Origin of the sequence: Allobosea sp. AAP35 (assembly GCF_001295925.1) — a bacterium.
Classification (GTDB): Bacteria; Pseudomonadota; Alphaproteobacteria; order Rhizobiales; family Beijerinckiaceae; genus Allobosea.
Genome location: NZ_LJHQ01000024.1, coordinates 1 through 13861 on the forward strand (window position 1 = coordinate 1; position 13861 = coordinate 13861).

At 69.8% G+C, this 13861-nt stretch carries 13 protein-coding genes, 1 pseudogene and 1 riboswitch; of the genes and pseudogenes, 4 read left to right on the plus strand and 10 right to left on the minus strand.

What is annotated here, in order from left to right; translation table 11 throughout:
• From IP69_RS09935 to IP69_RS09955, 5 genes and pseudogenes are all read right to left on the minus strand, one after another.
• A pseudogene (locus tag IP69_RS09935) lies at nt 1–372 on the minus strand (hypothetical protein); the annotation flags it as partial.
• Nucleotides 369–3830, minus strand: a complete 3462-nt coding sequence (gene cobN / locus IP69_RS09940; protein WP_054142672.1) for a cobaltochelatase subunit CobN — start codon at nt 3828–3830, stop codon at nt 369–371. The pseudogene IP69_RS09935 and the gene cobN, both read right to left, overlap by 4 nt.
• Nucleotides 3831–3857: 27 nt before the next feature.
• On the minus strand, nt 3858–4910 hold the full coding sequence (gene cobW / locus IP69_RS09945; protein ID WP_054142673.1) for a cobalamin biosynthesis protein CobW: 1053 nt from the start codon (nt 4908–4910) through the stop codon (nt 3858–3860).
• Nucleotides 4907–5326, minus strand: a complete 420-nt coding sequence (locus IP69_RS09950) for a DUF1636 domain-containing protein (protein ID WP_054142674.1) — start codon at nt 5324–5326, stop codon at nt 4907–4909. Before IP69_RS09950 ends, cobW begins: the two co-directional genes overlap by 4 nt.
• Before the next feature lie 14 nt (nt 5327–5340).
• Complete coding sequence (locus IP69_RS09955) at nt 5341–5964, minus strand: HupE/UreJ family protein (protein WP_054142675.1); 624 nt, start codon at nt 5962–5964, stop codon at nt 5341–5343.
• A 123-nt stretch (nt 5965–6087) separates the two neighbouring features.
• A riboswitch (cobalamin riboswitch) is annotated at nt 6088–6274 on the minus strand.
• A gap of 173 nt (nt 6275–6447) precedes the next feature.
• Here IP69_RS09955 and cobU point away from each other — a divergent pair.
• Both cobU and cobO read left to right on the plus strand, forming a co-directional pair.
• On the plus strand, nt 6448–6966 hold the full coding sequence (gene cobU, locus IP69_RS09960; RefSeq protein ID WP_248306784.1) for a bifunctional adenosylcobinamide kinase/adenosylcobinamide-phosphate guanylyltransferase: 519 nt from the start codon (nt 6448–6450) through the stop codon (nt 6964–6966).
• Between the two features lie 8 nt (nt 6967–6974).
• Nucleotides 6975–7586 carry a cob(I)yrinic acid a,c-diamide adenosyltransferase gene (gene cobO / locus IP69_RS09965; protein ID WP_054142677.1) on the plus strand — a complete coding sequence of 204 codons (612 nt, stop codon included), beginning with the start codon at nt 6975–6977 and terminating at the stop codon, nt 7584–7586.
• A 7-nt stretch (nt 7587–7593) separates the two neighbouring features.
• Here the strand turns inward: cobO and IP69_RS09970 are convergent, their stop codons facing one another.
• The 3 genes from IP69_RS09970 to cbiB form a co-directional block, all read right to left on the minus strand.
• Complete coding sequence (locus IP69_RS09970; protein WP_054142678.1) at nt 7594–8037, minus strand: TA system VapC family ribonuclease toxin; 444 nt, start codon at nt 8035–8037, stop codon at nt 7594–7596.
• Nucleotides 8034–8258, minus strand: coding sequence for a CopG family transcriptional regulator (locus IP69_RS21815; RefSeq protein WP_054142679.1), 225 nt, complete (start codon nt 8256–8258; stop codon nt 8034–8036). Before IP69_RS21815 ends, IP69_RS09970 begins: the two co-directional genes overlap by 4 nt.
• Nucleotides 8259–8325: 67 nt before the next feature.
• Complete coding sequence (gene cbiB, locus IP69_RS09980) at nt 8326–9315, minus strand: adenosylcobinamide-phosphate synthase CbiB (protein WP_082359201.1); 990 nt, start codon at nt 9313–9315, stop codon at nt 8326–8328.
• On the opposite strand from cbiB, the gene cobD reads away from it, so the two are divergent.
• Nucleotides 9314–10351, plus strand: a complete 1038-nt coding sequence (gene cobD, locus IP69_RS09985; RefSeq protein ID WP_054142786.1) for a threonine-phosphate decarboxylase CobD — start codon at nt 9314–9316, stop codon at nt 10349–10351. The genes cbiB and cobD overlap by 2 nt on opposite strands.
• A gap of 99 nt (nt 10352–10450) precedes the next feature.
• The gene (locus IP69_RS09990; RefSeq protein WP_054142681.1) at nt 10451–11422 is read left to right on the plus strand and encodes a D-2-hydroxyacid dehydrogenase; all 972 of its coding nucleotides are present in this window, start codon (nt 10451–10453) and stop codon (nt 11420–11422) included.
• A 159-nt stretch (nt 11423–11581) separates the two neighbouring features.
• Here the strand turns inward: IP69_RS09990 and IP69_RS09995 are convergent, their stop codons facing one another.
• Together IP69_RS09995 and IP69_RS10000 are read right to left on the minus strand one after the other, a co-directional pair.
• The gene (locus IP69_RS09995; protein WP_054142682.1) at nt 11582–12103 is read right to left on the minus strand and encodes a hypothetical protein; all 522 of its coding nucleotides are present in this window, start codon (nt 12101–12103) and stop codon (nt 11582–11584) included.
• A gap of 9 nt (nt 12104–12112) precedes the next feature.
• A complete protein-coding gene (locus IP69_RS10000; RefSeq protein ID WP_054142683.1) occupies nt 12113–13762 on the minus strand; it encodes a GMC family oxidoreductase in 1650 nt (549 codons plus the stop codon).
• Between the last annotated feature and the right edge of the window lie 99 nt (nt 13763–13861).

A 13861-nucleotide genomic window follows, 5' to 3' on the forward strand; every position in this document is an offset into this window, starting at 1 on the left:
CCCACCCCGACCCTCCCCACCGCAAGCGGGGGGAGGGGGAAGGGGGAGCTGCGCCAGCGGCGAAACCAGCGTCAGCCTTTGCGGCCCGTCGCCCTCATGCTCGTCGACCAGCCGCTCGGCCAGCAGCGTCGCGACCAGTTCCGGATGGCTTTGCGCCGTGACCCCACGCAACTGCATGTTGCCGCGCGCCGAGATCTCGATCAGCCCGTTGCCGTGCTGGCCCGCCAGCGTCGCGATGCGCCGCAATTGCGCCGGGGTTAGACAGGCGCCAGGCGGATGCAGCCGCACCAGCCAGCCATCGCCGGTCTCCATCGGCTTGAGCGTGCTCGGGCACCAGCCGCGCCGCAGGGCTTGGGGGGAGGGCGCGTTCATTCCGCCGCCTCCGCCGCAGGCCTGCCCGCCAGAAACGGCCCCACCGAATTGCGCCGGCTCGTCCACAGGCCGCGCCGCGCGGCATCCGCCAGCCGCGACCGGATCGCCTCGGCGGCCGGCGCATTGGCGGCCTCGATCGCGGTCCAGACAGTCGTATCGGCGCACCAGGCCTGGAAAACCGCGTCGAACAGCCCGTCGGAGACCGCATCCGTGCTCGCCGCAAAGACGAAGAGCGTGTCGATTGCCTCCGCCAGTTCCGCCGCGCCGCGCCAGCCATGGGCGAGATGGGACGCGATCCAGCGCGGATGCGTCAGCCGGCCATGGACGATGCGGGTGATGTCCTCGGCCAGCGTGCGGGCTTTCGGCGCCTCGGGGTTGGAGGAATCGAGGCTGTAGAGCGCGGGTGCGGCCCCGAGCGACTGCGCCGCGGCCGCAAGCCCGCCGATGACGTCGGCAGCACTAGAGGCTTCGAGGATATCGCGCCCGGCGGTGTCGCTGACATGCACGAAGGCATCGGCCGCGCGGATTCGGGCGGAGAAACTGTCATCGGGATGGGCAGCACCCTCCGGCCCGCCATAGGCGTGGCTGGAGGCGGCGAGATAGGCGGCGCCCAGTTCGTCGCGGCTCGTCCAGTCGCCGTCGAGCGCCCGGTCGGCGACGGCCGCGCCATAGCGGCCCGGCGCTGCCCCGAAGACGCGCGCGCCGGCTTCGCCACGACGCCGCGCGGCGGCGGGCTCGTTACAGTCGTCCGGTTCGTCGAGCAGCGCGACGGCGCGCGCAGCCGCATCGAGCAGCGCGACTTGGCTCGGAAACGTGCCGCGGAAGGCGCCCGAGATACGCACCGTCACATCGACGCGCGGATGCTCCAGCTTGGGTTGCGGCGTGATCGCAAAGCCGGTGACGCGCGTCGAGGCATCGTCCCAGAGCGGCACGACGCCCATCAGCGCCAGCGCATGGGCGATGTCCTCGCCGCCCGAGCGCAGCGTCGGCGACGCCCAGAGATCCATCACGATCCGGCGCGGCGGCTCGCCCTCATCCTGCAAATGGCGCGCGATGACGGCCTGCGCCGCCAGCGCTCCCAGCCGTGCCGCCGCTCGCGTGGGAATTGCGCGCGGGTCGAGCGTCGAGAGGTTGCGCCCGGTCGGCAGCACGTCGGGCCGGCCACGATGCGGCGAGCCGGCGGGCCCGGGAGCCACGAAGTGCCCGTCGAGCGCGCGCAGCAGCCCCTCGCGCTCGCTTTCCGCCGAGACCGGGTCGAGCGCGGACTGTCCAAAGACATGCAGCCCGTCGCGGAAGGGCAGTTCGGCGATGTCGCAAAGATGCGCGTCGAGCCGCGTCAGCGCTTCACTCATCGGCTGATCGGCCGTGACGCCGCAAGCCGCGGCCAACCCGCTGGCCTCCGCCCGCGCCCGGATCTCGCTGGCGACGATGTCGGCCCGGCGCGGATCGAGCACCTGTGCCTGGCTGAACTCCTCGACGAGGTCGCGCAGCAGCGCGGTCTCGCCTGAAGCCCCGATCTGTGCCAGCGGCGGCGGCAGATGGCCGAGCGTCATCGCCGAAAGCCGCCGCTTGGCCGGCGCGGCCTCGCCGGGGTCATCGACGACGTAAGGATAGATGACCGGCAGGCCGTGCGTGACCAGCCGCGGCCAGCAGGACGACGACAGCGCCACCGCCTTGCCCGGCAGCCATTCGGTCGTGCCATGGGTGCCGAGATGGATCAGCGCGTCGATGCCCGCCGTCTCCCGCAGGGCGCGGTAGAAGGCGAGATAGCCATGGGCCGGCGGCGCGTCGGGGTCATGATAGCGCGCCTTCCGGTCGGGCGTCGCATCGCGCGGCGGCTGCAGCGCGATGGTGAGGGCACCATTGCGGACGATGCGGAAGCGGAAGGCGCCATCGCTGACGGTCGGATCGGATTCCGGCGTGCCATGGGCGGCGATGAGGGCCTCGCGCGCGTCGTCGGGGATGGTGGCAAGCCAGGCGCGATAAGCGTCGAGGGGGAGCGAGAGAGCGGCTGGCCCGGTGGTGAGGGAGGTCATCAGAGCCGCGCCGGCCTTTTCTCCCTCCCCCCGCTTGCGGTGGGGAGGGCCGGGGTGAGGGGGCATTCCGCTTGGCTCAACGGTCAAGGCCTCTCCTGCACGCCCCCCCATCACTAACCCTTCCCCACCGCAAGCGGGGGGAAGGGGATGGCGTAAGGCTTCAACCGCTCCACCGGAAACGGCGTACCCCGCCGCCGCCAGCAGCCCCTGGATCACGCCGACGCTCGCCGGCGTGTCGAGCCCCACCGCGAAGCCCGCCCGCCCGCCGCGCGCGGGGTAATCCGACATTACCAGCGCCAGCCGGCGCGCGGCGACCGGCTTGGACGCCAGCGCGGTCCAGCTGGTCACGAGATCGGCGAGCGCTGCAACGCCCTCCGGATCGGGCACCAGCCGGCGGGTCGCCAGCCCGGTCGCAGGGTCGGTGATCTCGGCCTTGAAGGCGACGGGGATCGTGCCCAGCCGCCCGTCGAACTCCGGCAGCGCGACTTGCATCGCGAGATCCACCGCCGAGAGCCCCCGCGCCGAGGCCGCCCAGGCCTCGCGGGTGCTGCCGACCGGCATGGCCTGAAAGACGGGGCAGTCCGCCGCGTCGAGCACGAAATCGGCGCCCTCGCGCGCCGAGAACGCGGTCGTGGTGACGATGGCCGCCGGCTGCCGCGTCGCGATCAGTGCCGCGAGCTCGGCGGTGACGGCGGGGTCCTTCAGGCTGGTCAAGGCGAGGATCAGCGGGGCCGTGCCGCGTGCAGCGAGCGCGGCGGCCAGCGCTTCGCCCATCGCCGTGTCGCCGGCGCTGACGGCCGAGCGGTAGACCAGGATCGGCACGAAGGACTTGTCGGGCAAGGCGGCGAGCGCCTCGCGCCAGGGCATCGGCGCGGCGTTGGCGCCCAGCGCAAACAGCGGCGGGAGGGAGAGGGGCGCAAGCTCGGAGGGCGGCCGGTCGCGGCCGAGATACCCCCCCGCCATCGCCAGCAGCCGGCGCATGTTCTCCGCCCCGCCGCCGGCATGGAAATAGCTCAGGATCGCCCGCGCGCAGGCGGGCGGCACGGTGCCGTACTCCGCCAGCCGGGCATCGTCGCGGTCGTCGCCCGGCAGCACGGCGAGTGCGATGCCCTCGCGTCGGCAAGTTTCGCTCAACTGCTCGACGCCGTAGCGCCAGTAATCCAGCCCGCCGAGGCAGCGCAACAGCACGAAGCGGCTCCTGGCGACCGTCTTCTCGATCAGAAGATCGACCGAGAGCGGGTGCCGTAGCCGCCGCAGCGAGACGAGGCGGACGCTCAGGGCACTGTCTCCGGCCGCCGCCGCCAGCGCGGAGAGATCGCTGTCGGCGAAGGAGAGCACGACCACGTCTCCCGGCGGCAGGCCAAGATCGACGGCGTCTTCGCCATCGTCGAGCCTGATCTCGCTGGTCGGGAGCAGATGCATGCGCGTCCTTTGACTGCCGCCCCGCGCTCAGGCGCCGGCGAGCGCGGCCTCCACAGCCTTCACGTCGAAGCCCTTGAGCCCGATCACGGTGAGGCGTCCGTCGCGCGCTTCGCCCTCGGTCCAGGCGCGGTCGAAATGATGGCTGACGCGCCGGCCGACGCCCTGCACGACGAGCCGCATCGGCTTGCCCGGCACGGCGGCGAAGCCCTTCAGCCGCAGCACGCCCTGCGCTTCGGCGGCCTTGCCGAGGCGCGCCGCCAGCGCCTCGGGCGCAAGGCCGGCCGGCAAAGCGAGCGCAACCGAATCGAAATCGTCGTGTTCGTGATCCTCGCCATCGCCGTGATGGGAGGGGCGCGACGCCAGATCGGCCTCGGCGGCCGCGCTCAGACCCAGGATCAGCGCCGGCTCGATCGTGCCGTGGCGGGTCTCGACAATCTTGATGGCCTTGGGCAGATGCGCGGCGATCTCGCTCTTCACCCGCTCGCGCGTCGCCTCATCGATCAGGTCGCTCTTGTTGAGCAGGATCAGGTCGGCGCAGAGGATCTGGTCCTCGAACACCTCCTCCAGCGGGTTGTCGTGCTCGACGGACGCATCCTGCGCCCGCTGTGCGGCCAGCGCCTCGGGATCGTCGGCGAACTGCCCCTCCGCCACGGCGGGCCCGTCGACCACGGCGATGACGCCATCGACGGTGACGCGGGCGCGGATCGCCGGCCAGTTGAAGGCCTGGACCAGCGGCTTGGGCAAAGCCAGCCCCGAGGTCTCGATCAGGATGTGCTGCGGCCGGTCGGCCCGGTTCAGGAGCTTTTCCAGCGCCGGCACGAAATCATCCGCCACCGTGCAGCAGATGCAGCCATTGGGCAGTTCGACCACGTCGTCCTCGGTGCAGCCGGAAATGCCGCAGCCCTTGAGGAACTCGCCGTCGAAGCCGAGATCGCCGAACTCGTTGACGAGGACCGCGAGCTTCTTGCCTCCGGCATTTTCCAGCAGATGGCGCACCAGCGTGGTCTTTCCGGCGCCGAGGAAGCCGGTGACGATGGTGCAGGGAATTTTGCCGAGGGTGATGTTGGTTGGGGACGTCATTGCGGACTCGCGATCGGAAGAGGGGGAAGGCGCGCCACGACGCCCTTGCGGATCGCCTCGGCGCGCTCGCGCCAGGGCACGATGCCATCAGGGGTCGAGCCATACTGGCGCGCGAAGGTGAGCAGCGTCTCGACGCCCATTGCGGGGTCGAGATCGCCATAGATATAGGTCCAGCGGCCCTCGCCGGTGAGCGCCACCGTGCAGGGCCGCTTGCAGACCGAGAGGCATTCGACCGTCTCGACGGTGACGGCCTGCCGGTCGCCGGCATCGAGAGCCTGCCGAAGTCCGGCGGCGAGAACCGCGCCGGGGCGCGGCGCATCGGGGTCGCCCCCGGCCGCGCGGCAACTGGCGCAGACGAGAATGCGCACGCAGTCCGCGCCCGTGCCCGGGCGCGGCGGCTCCAAAAGATCACTCATGCTGCGGTCTGGCTTCAGGCCGTGCCGGGCAGGGCGGCGGCGAGGAAGACCAGGCCGACGCAGGCGAGCGCAGCGGCCGCTGCACGAACCGGCAGGGGCAGGGCGGCGGGCATCGCAAACAGGCGCCGCACGAGCAGGATCGTGCCGACCGTGACCGCAGCCTGGATCGCCACCAGCCCGACAAGATAGGCCCCGACCACGGCGGTGTCGGCACCGATGATCGATTCGGCCAGCGCATGGCCATGGGCGAAGCCGGCCGCCGCAAAGAGCGCAGCCAGGGCAGGCAGCGGCAGCGAGGGCTTGAGCACGCCGATGGCGCCGATCAGCACCAAGCTGCCGGCAACCAGGATCTCGCCGGCCGGCAGATCGATGCTGTTCATATGGGCGAAGGCGCCAAGCCCCATGCCGACGATCCAAAGCACGGGCAAAAGCAGCGCGCCCGAGGCATAGCGCGAGGCGACGAGGCCGACCGCAACGAGCGCGGCGAGGTGATCGAGGCCGAGAATGGGATGGCCGAGGCCCGACAGCAGCCCCTCGGCGAGGGTCGAGGGCGTCGCGCCACCCATCGGGTGGTGGGCGAGCGCGGGCGTCGCGAGCAGGGCGGTGAAGGCGAGGGTCAGGCGGTTGCGAAGCGTCATGGTCGCAGGGTCTCCGTCACAAGGCAGCCGGTCTTGCGACCGGCCAACGTTCCCAAGGACGGAGCCGCCTGGCTTGACGCCACGCGAACACAGCCGCCGTCGGAACACCCCGTCCGATGGGCCCATGGGAACAGTGTCGACGGCAGGTCTCCTGGCTCGCGGGTCTAGGCCTTTCGCGCCGCCTTCCCGGGATCGCTCCCAGTGGCCGATGGCGCGAAACTCGCCGCTTACAGTTGCGGGGGCAGCCACGGCATCGCACCGCGTTCCCTTTTCACCTCCTCGCGGAGGCACCGTCGGCGACGATCATTAGCCATGTGCGGGAGGCTGTGCAATGCAGTTGCTTCGCTTCCACCCCAGCCCTCATCCTGAGGAGCCGCGAAGCGGCGTCTCGAAGGATGCTCCAGCGCACTCTGGAACATCCTTCGAGACGCGGACTGTCGTCCGCTCCTCAGGATGAGGGCTCGCTTCCTTGCGCGGGCTGCCGTGACAGAATCGATCCCCCACCTCACCCTCGTCCTCGGCGGCGCCCGCTCCGGCAAGAGCCGCCATGCCGAAGCGCTGATCGAGGCCCTGCCGCCACCTTGGGCCTATATCGCGACCGCCCAGGCCTGGGACGACGAGATGCGGGCGCGAATCGCCGAGCATCGCGCCCGCCGCTCCCCGGACTGGCTCACGCTCGACGCGCCCCTCGACCTGCCCGATGCGATTCGCAGGCTTCCCGAGGGCCGCCCGGTGCTGGTCGATTGCCTGACGCTGTGGCTGACCAATCTGATGCTCGCCGAGCAGGACACCGTCGCCGCCGGTGCCGCGCTGATCGCGGCCTGCGCGCAGGCCTCGGCGCCCATCGTTCTCGTCTCCAACGAGGTTGGGCTCGGCATCGTGCCCGACAATGCGCTGGCCCGGCGTTTCCGCGATGAGGCCGGCCGTCTGCACCAGGCGATTGCGGCAAGGGCCGGCCGCGTGGTCTTCATGGTCGCCGGGCTGCCGATGCAGGTGAAGTGAGAACGACGATGACGAACGAAACCGACGACGCCGCCCGCTACAAGGCCAAGATGGCAAAGCGCAAGGCGCTTCAGGATGCCGAGGTCGCCTCCAAGACGGTCGAGAAGGGCCTGCTGATCGTCAACACCGGGCCCGGTAAGGGCAAGTCGACGGCGGCCTTCGGGTTGATGCTGCGCGCGCTCGGCCATGGCTGGCGCGTCGGCGTGGTGCAGTTCATCAAGGGCGCCTGGGAAACCGGCGAGCGCCGGGCGCTGGAGGCCTTCGGCGAGCAGATCGCCTGGCACACCATGGGCGAGGGCTTCACCTGGGAGACGCAGGACAAGGCCTGCGACATCGCTGCCGCGACCCGCGCCTTCGACAAGGTCAAAGAGCTGATGGCCGATGACAGCATCCGCCTGATCGTGCTGGACGAGCTCAACATCGCGCTGCGCTACGATTACCTGCCGCTGGCCGAAGTCATCGCCACGCTGCAGGCGCGCCGCCCCGATCTCCACATCGTCGTCACCGGCCGCAACGCCAAGCCGGAGCTGATCGAGGCCGCCGACCTCGTGACCGAGATGACACTGGTGAAGCACCATTTCACCGCCGGCGTGAAGGCGCAGGAGGGGATCGAGTTTTAGAAGGGTGTCAGGCCGTGGGAATGAGGTGAAGCGCGTCGGCACCGCCACGGACTGTATAGGTGGCGATATGTGTATCGAAGGTCGCCAGCTTCCCGCCTTTGGATGACGCGAGCGCCAGCAGATAGGTATCGGTCACCTCTTTTGAATGGCGCAGCCGTGAGAGATCGACGATCGCGTCGTCAAACAGACTGACCGCATCAGGCCAAAAAACGTGTCCGGGAATGGCGCGGAGTTCGCTCAGAATCCGGGCAACGCCAGCAGGTGACGATTGGGCCGGCGAAAACGGATAGCGCGGGTTTCCGAGGATACGCACCACGCCGTTCTCGACGATCGGACAGGTCGCCCATGACTCTTTCGCACGGGACGCAAACCAGTCATGTGCGACCGAGGAATGAATGTGCGACGGATTGATGAGCGCGATCAGAACGTTGACGTCGAGCAGATACGTCACGGCTCTTCATCGCGAAGCGCGTTCACCAGTTCCAACGTGACCACGACGCCGGGACGGCTCGGCAGTTGAGGGAAGCCGTTTCGGTAGGTGATCTCCGGCTCCGCTGGCAGAGCGCGCCGGGCCAGGTCGGAGATCACCTCCCCGACGGTGCGGTCCTGCTCCCGCGCCAGCTTCTCGGCGGCCCGGACGACGTCGTCGTCGATCGTCACATGCGTGCCCATGATCGCCTTCCCACCCGGCTTCAGAACGATTTTAGCGCAAACTGCGGCCAGCCGTAAGCCGGCCTGCTCACCCCCGCGACAGCACCAGCGCGATCAGCGCGCCGCATCCCGCCAACCCCCACAACAGCCCGCAAGCCTTGCGATACAGCCGCAAGCCGCGCCGGATGTCCGCCGCCGTCGCCTCGGCCCGGCCGTCGCCCATCCAGCCATCCTCGACGGTGACATCGCCATAGATGCGCGGCCCCGCCAGCCTCAATCCCAGCGCGCCCGCCATCGCCGCTTCCGGCCAGCCGGCATTGGGCGAGCGATGCAGGCGCGCATCGCGGCGCACGGCCCGCCAGGCGCCCGCCGCATCGGCGTCGCGGTCGAGCGAGGCGGCTGCGACGATCAGCAGCGCGGTCAGCCGCGAGGCTGGCAGGTTGACGAGGTCGTCGAGCCGCGCCGAGGCCCAGCCGAAGGCGAGATGGCGCGGCGTCTTGTGCCCGATCATCGAATCGGCGGTGTTGATCGCCTTGTACAACGCGATGCCGGGCAGCCCTCCGACACCAAGCCAGAAGGCCGGCGCCACCACGCCATCGGAAAAATTCTCCGACAGACTCTCGATCGCGGCGCGCGAGACGCCGGCCTCGTCGAGGCTGTCGGGATTGCGCCCGACGATCATCGACACCGCCTTGCGCCCCTCGGCCAACCCGCCGCTTTCCAGCCCGTCGGCGACAGCCGCGACATGCTCATGCAGGCTGCGCTGCGCCAGAAGCGTCGAGGCGAGCAGCGCCAGCGGCAAAAGTCCCGCCGGCCCGAGCAGCCAGCACAGGGCGTTCAGCGCGAGTGCGGCAACCAGCGCCACCGCGAGCAGGATGACGAGCGCGGCCACGCCCGCCGCCTTGCGGGCAGCGAAACCGGCGCTCTCGCGATTCATTCGGCGGTCGAGCGTGGCGATCAGCGCACCGAGCCAGGTGACGGGATGGCCGATCCGCGCATACAAGCGCTGCGGATAGCCGGCCGCAGCCTCGATCGCGAGCGCGGCCAGCAGCAGAAGCATTGTGTCGGGCAGGGCCATGGGCGAAACGACGGGGACCGGAGGCATCTGGCATGGCGGCGATCTCGGCCAAGCCCGGGCGCTGTTTCCGGCAGCGCCCGAGCCCTGGATCGATCTCTCCACCGGCATCAACCCGATCCCCTATCCGCTTCCCGCGCTGCCGTTAAGCCTGTGGCAGCGCCTGCCCGGTGCCGATGATGAGGCTGCGCTGCTGACGGCGGCGCGAAAGGCCTATCGCGTCCCGCCCGAAGCGGGGATCGTCGCCGCGCCCGGCACGCAGATTCTGATCGACCTGCTGCCGCGCGTTTGTCCAGAGATCGCCCGCGCCGGGCCCGTCGCGGTGCTTGGGCCGACCTATGCCGAACATGCGCTGGCCTGGCGGAAGGCGGGCGCGCAGGTTATCGAGGTGGAGACCGTCTCACGGGCAGCCGAGGCAGCGAGCCTGGTGGTCGTCAACCCCAACAACCCCGACGGCCGCAGCTTTCAGCCGGCAGAACTCAGCGCGCTCGCCATGCGCTGCGCCGCGCGCGGCGGCCTCCTTGTTGTTGACGAGGCCTTCTGCGATGTCACGCCGAAGCTGAGCCTGATCCCGGCCCTGCCGCCGGCTGCGATCGTGCTACGCTCCTTCGGCAAGACCTATGGGCTAGCGGGTGTCCGGCTCGGCTTCGCGATCGGCGAAGCGGCTCCGATAGCAGCGTTGCGCACCGCGATGGGCCCCTGGGCCGTCGCCGGCCCGGCGCTGGAGATCGGGGCACAGGCTCTGGCCGACGCCGAATGGCTCGCGCAGGCCGGCGCGGCGCGCGTCGCCGATGCCGCCAGGCTCGATGCTTTGCTGTCGCCGCTGGGCCGGATTGTCGGGGGCACGGCGCTGTTTCGCCTGCTCGCGACCCCGGATGCGCCGCAACTCTTCGCCCATCTCGGCCGTGACGGACTCTATGTCCGCCGCTTCCAGAACGATGCGACATGGCTGCGCTTCGGCCTGCCCGGCGATGGCGCAGCCTGGCGCAGGCTCGAAGCGGCGCTGTCGTCCTTCGCTCCGCGCTCGGGTTCAGCGTGAGTCTTGCATGCGCCACGCGCCGGGACAGAGCCCAAACCGCCCGCTACGTTGCCCTCAACCGCGCCTGATCACGCCTTGCCTCGAGAGGATACGACCGACATGCCCGCCCTGCCGCCATCAGGCGATCTGACCATCTGCTTTGCCCATGCCGCCTATCAGTTGCAGGCCGAATTTGCGACGCGCGGCCATGCGGCGAAGAGCTTCGAGGTCCGCTCCCTCGACGCGTTGAAGGCCCGCGCGCATGAGGCCGATGTCGTGGTCGTGTCAGGCCTGTGGCGCAACGAACTGATCGCGACGAGCCCGAAGCTGCGCTTCGTCCAGTCGGTCTCCGCCGGCACCGACCAGTACGACAAGGCGGCGTTCGCGGCCGCCGGCATTCGCCTCGCCAGCGCGCAAGGAGCCAATGAGCGCGCCGTCTCCGAGCATGCCATGGCGCTGATCCTCGGCCTGACCCGCCAGATCCACCTCGCCCGCGACAACCAGACGGCCGGGATCTGGCGCCCGATGATCGGCGACCGCAGCCGGCGCGAGGACGAACTTGCCGGCAAGACGCTGGTGATCGTCGGCCTTGGCCGCATCGGCCTGCGGCTGGCGACGCTCGCCGCCGCTTTCGGCCTGCGCGTCATCGGCGTGCGCCGCAGCCCGCAGCCGAATGCCAGCATCGAAGCGATTGTGCGGCCCGATCAACTGCACGAGGTCCTGACGCAGGCCGACATCGTCGCGCTGACCTGCCCGCTGACGCCGGAGACGGAAAACCTGATCGACGCGGCGGCGCTGGCCGCAATGAAGCCGAGCGCGCTCCTGATCAACGTCGCGCGCGGCAAGGTCGTCGATGAGCAGGCGCTGATCGAGGCTCTCAGCGAAGGGCGCATCGCCGGTGCGGGGCTCGACACCTTCGTCGAGGAGCCGCTGGCGGCGGCTTCGCCGCTCTGGGCGATGAAGAACGTCATCGTCACGCCCCACAGCGCCGGCGAAACCCGCGCCTATGAGACGAATGTCGTCGATCTGCTGGTGGACAACCTCGCCCGCCTTTCGCGCGGCGAGACGGTGCTGCGCAATCAGGTGGTTTAGCCTCTTCACGATCGCCCCTATGCGCCGTCATCCTGGGCGGCCCTAGGCCGACCGGGATCCATCATAGGGCAGCGACGGTGCTCGATGATGGATCCCGGCCTGCGCCGCTGCGCGGCTCGGCCAGGATGACGGCGTGTTTCCATTCGAACTTGATGCCGCTTACACCCGCAACCCGCGCCACCAGCTGCGCGCTGCGTCGCGAGCCCGGATGGCAAAGCCGTAAGCCGCGCTGCTACGAACCCAGTCGAGCGCCCGGCGCCGCAGCCGCTCGAGCAGGGTCATCAGCCAGTTCAGCCAGCCATAGGTCAGAAGCTTCTCGCGCCCGGCATGATAGATCCGCTCGACCAGCAGGAAGCTGACGAGATGGGCGAAGGCGAAGACGACGAGCCCGGTCCGGAACCGGCCATCCGTCATCATCCACAACCCCAGCAGCTTCAGCGGTTCGGCGATGGCGAAGGGCACGGCGAGCAGGGCGAGGATCGCCAGCCGCGACTGCCGCGCGATCACGGCCTCCATCCGCGCCACGATCCGCAGCGAGGCGAACCAGGCGATCAGCGGGCGGTAGAGCGGCCGGGCGATCTCGTCGACGACGATGACGACGGTCAGGATCGCTCGCAGGATGGCGAAGAGGATACGGGCGAGGGGGCCGCGCGCGTCGCTTGGAGGATCAGACTTTGTCATCGGTCGTGCTCACCCCGCCTTGGCATCCTCCAGCATCATTGCCGCGCCCTTTTCGGCAATCATCATGGTCGGGTTGGCGGTGTTGCCCGAGGTGATGGCCGGCATCACCGAGGCGTCGATCACGCGCAGACCCTTGATCCCGCGCACCCGCAACCGCTCGTCGAGCACGGCGAAGGCGTCATCATCGCGGCCCATCTTTGCCGTGCCGACGGGATGGAAGATCGTCGTGCCAAGCGTTGCTGCCGCCGCGAGCAATTCGTCGTCGCTGCTAGCGGCGGGGCCCGGCAGATGCTCCTGAGGCCGGAAGCGCGCCAGCGGCGCCTGCGCGACAATCCGGCGCGTCAGCTTCATCGCGTCGATCGCGACCTGTCGGTCGGCTTCCGTGTCGAGGTAGTTCGGCGAGATCGCGGGCGCGTCCTGCGCGGAGGGCGTCTTGAGATGGACATGGCCGCGGCTGGTCGGGCGCAGATTGCAGACGCTGGCGGTGAAGGCATCGAAGGGATGCAGCCCCGAGCCCCAGGAATCCAGCGACAGCGGCTGGAAGTGATACTGGAGATTGGCCGTCGCATACTCGGCCGAGGACTTCGCGAAGGCGCCGACCTGCGAGGGCGCCATCGTCAGCGGCCCGCTGCGCAGCGCCGCATATTGCAGCGCCATCAGCGGCCGTCGCCAGATCTTGGCATAGTCGCTGTTGAGGGTCCGCACGCCCTCGACCTTGTAGACGGGCCGGATCTGGAGATGGTCCTGCAAATTCTCGCCGACGCCGGGCAGGTCGGCCACGGTCGCGATGCCGAGGCCTTGCAGCCGAGCGCCATCGCCGATGCCCGAACGTTCGAGCAGCGCCGGCGAGCCGATGGCGCCGGCTGACAGCACCACCTCGCCCGTCACCTCGGCGCGCAGCATCTCGCCCCCGTGGCTGAACTCGATCGCCGTGGCGCGGCCGTTCTCGACAACCACGCGTTCGACCAGCACACCCATTTCGAGCCGCAGATTGGCCTCCCGCGCGTCCAGCACCGGCCGCATGAAGGCGTTGAAGGCGCTGAGCCGCCGCCCACGCCGCTGATTGACCTGGAAATAGGACGAGCCCTCGTTGTCGCCGGTGTTGAAGTCGTCGATCTTGGCGATGCCGGCCTCGGCCGCCGCCTCGCGGATCGCGTCGAGGATCGCCCAGCGCACGCGCGGATGCTCGACGCGCCATTCCCCGCCTGCCTTGTGCATGTCGCTGGCGCCAGGCCCGGCATGGTCCTCATGCTGGAGGAAATAGGGCAGCACATCGTCCCAGCCCCAGCCGGAGAGGCCGAGCTGGCGCCAGCCGTCATAATCGGCAGCCTGCCCGCGCATATAGACCATGGCGTTGATGGCGGACGAGCCGCCGACCACCTTGCCGCGCGGATAGGCCAGGGCCCGCCCGCCCAGCCCTGCCTGGGCTTCCGTCTTGTACAGCCAGTCGGCGCGCGGATTGCCGATGGCGAAGAGATAGCCGACCGGGATGTGGAACCAGATCCAGTCGTCCCGCCCACCAGCCTCCAGCAGCAGCACGCGGTTCTTCGGGGCACGCGACAGGCGGTTGGCCACGACGCAGCCGGCCGAGCCGGCGCCGATGACGACATAATCGTAAGTGCCGATCGTGCGGCGTCCGGCATCGTCTTGGTCGGCCATGGCGTTTCCTGTCAACGACGGCAGGTACGCCCCGCTCTTGATCCGGCGAGGGATAAGGCGCGGGGGACGCCGCTGCAATGGAACTGTCGTCTATGAACA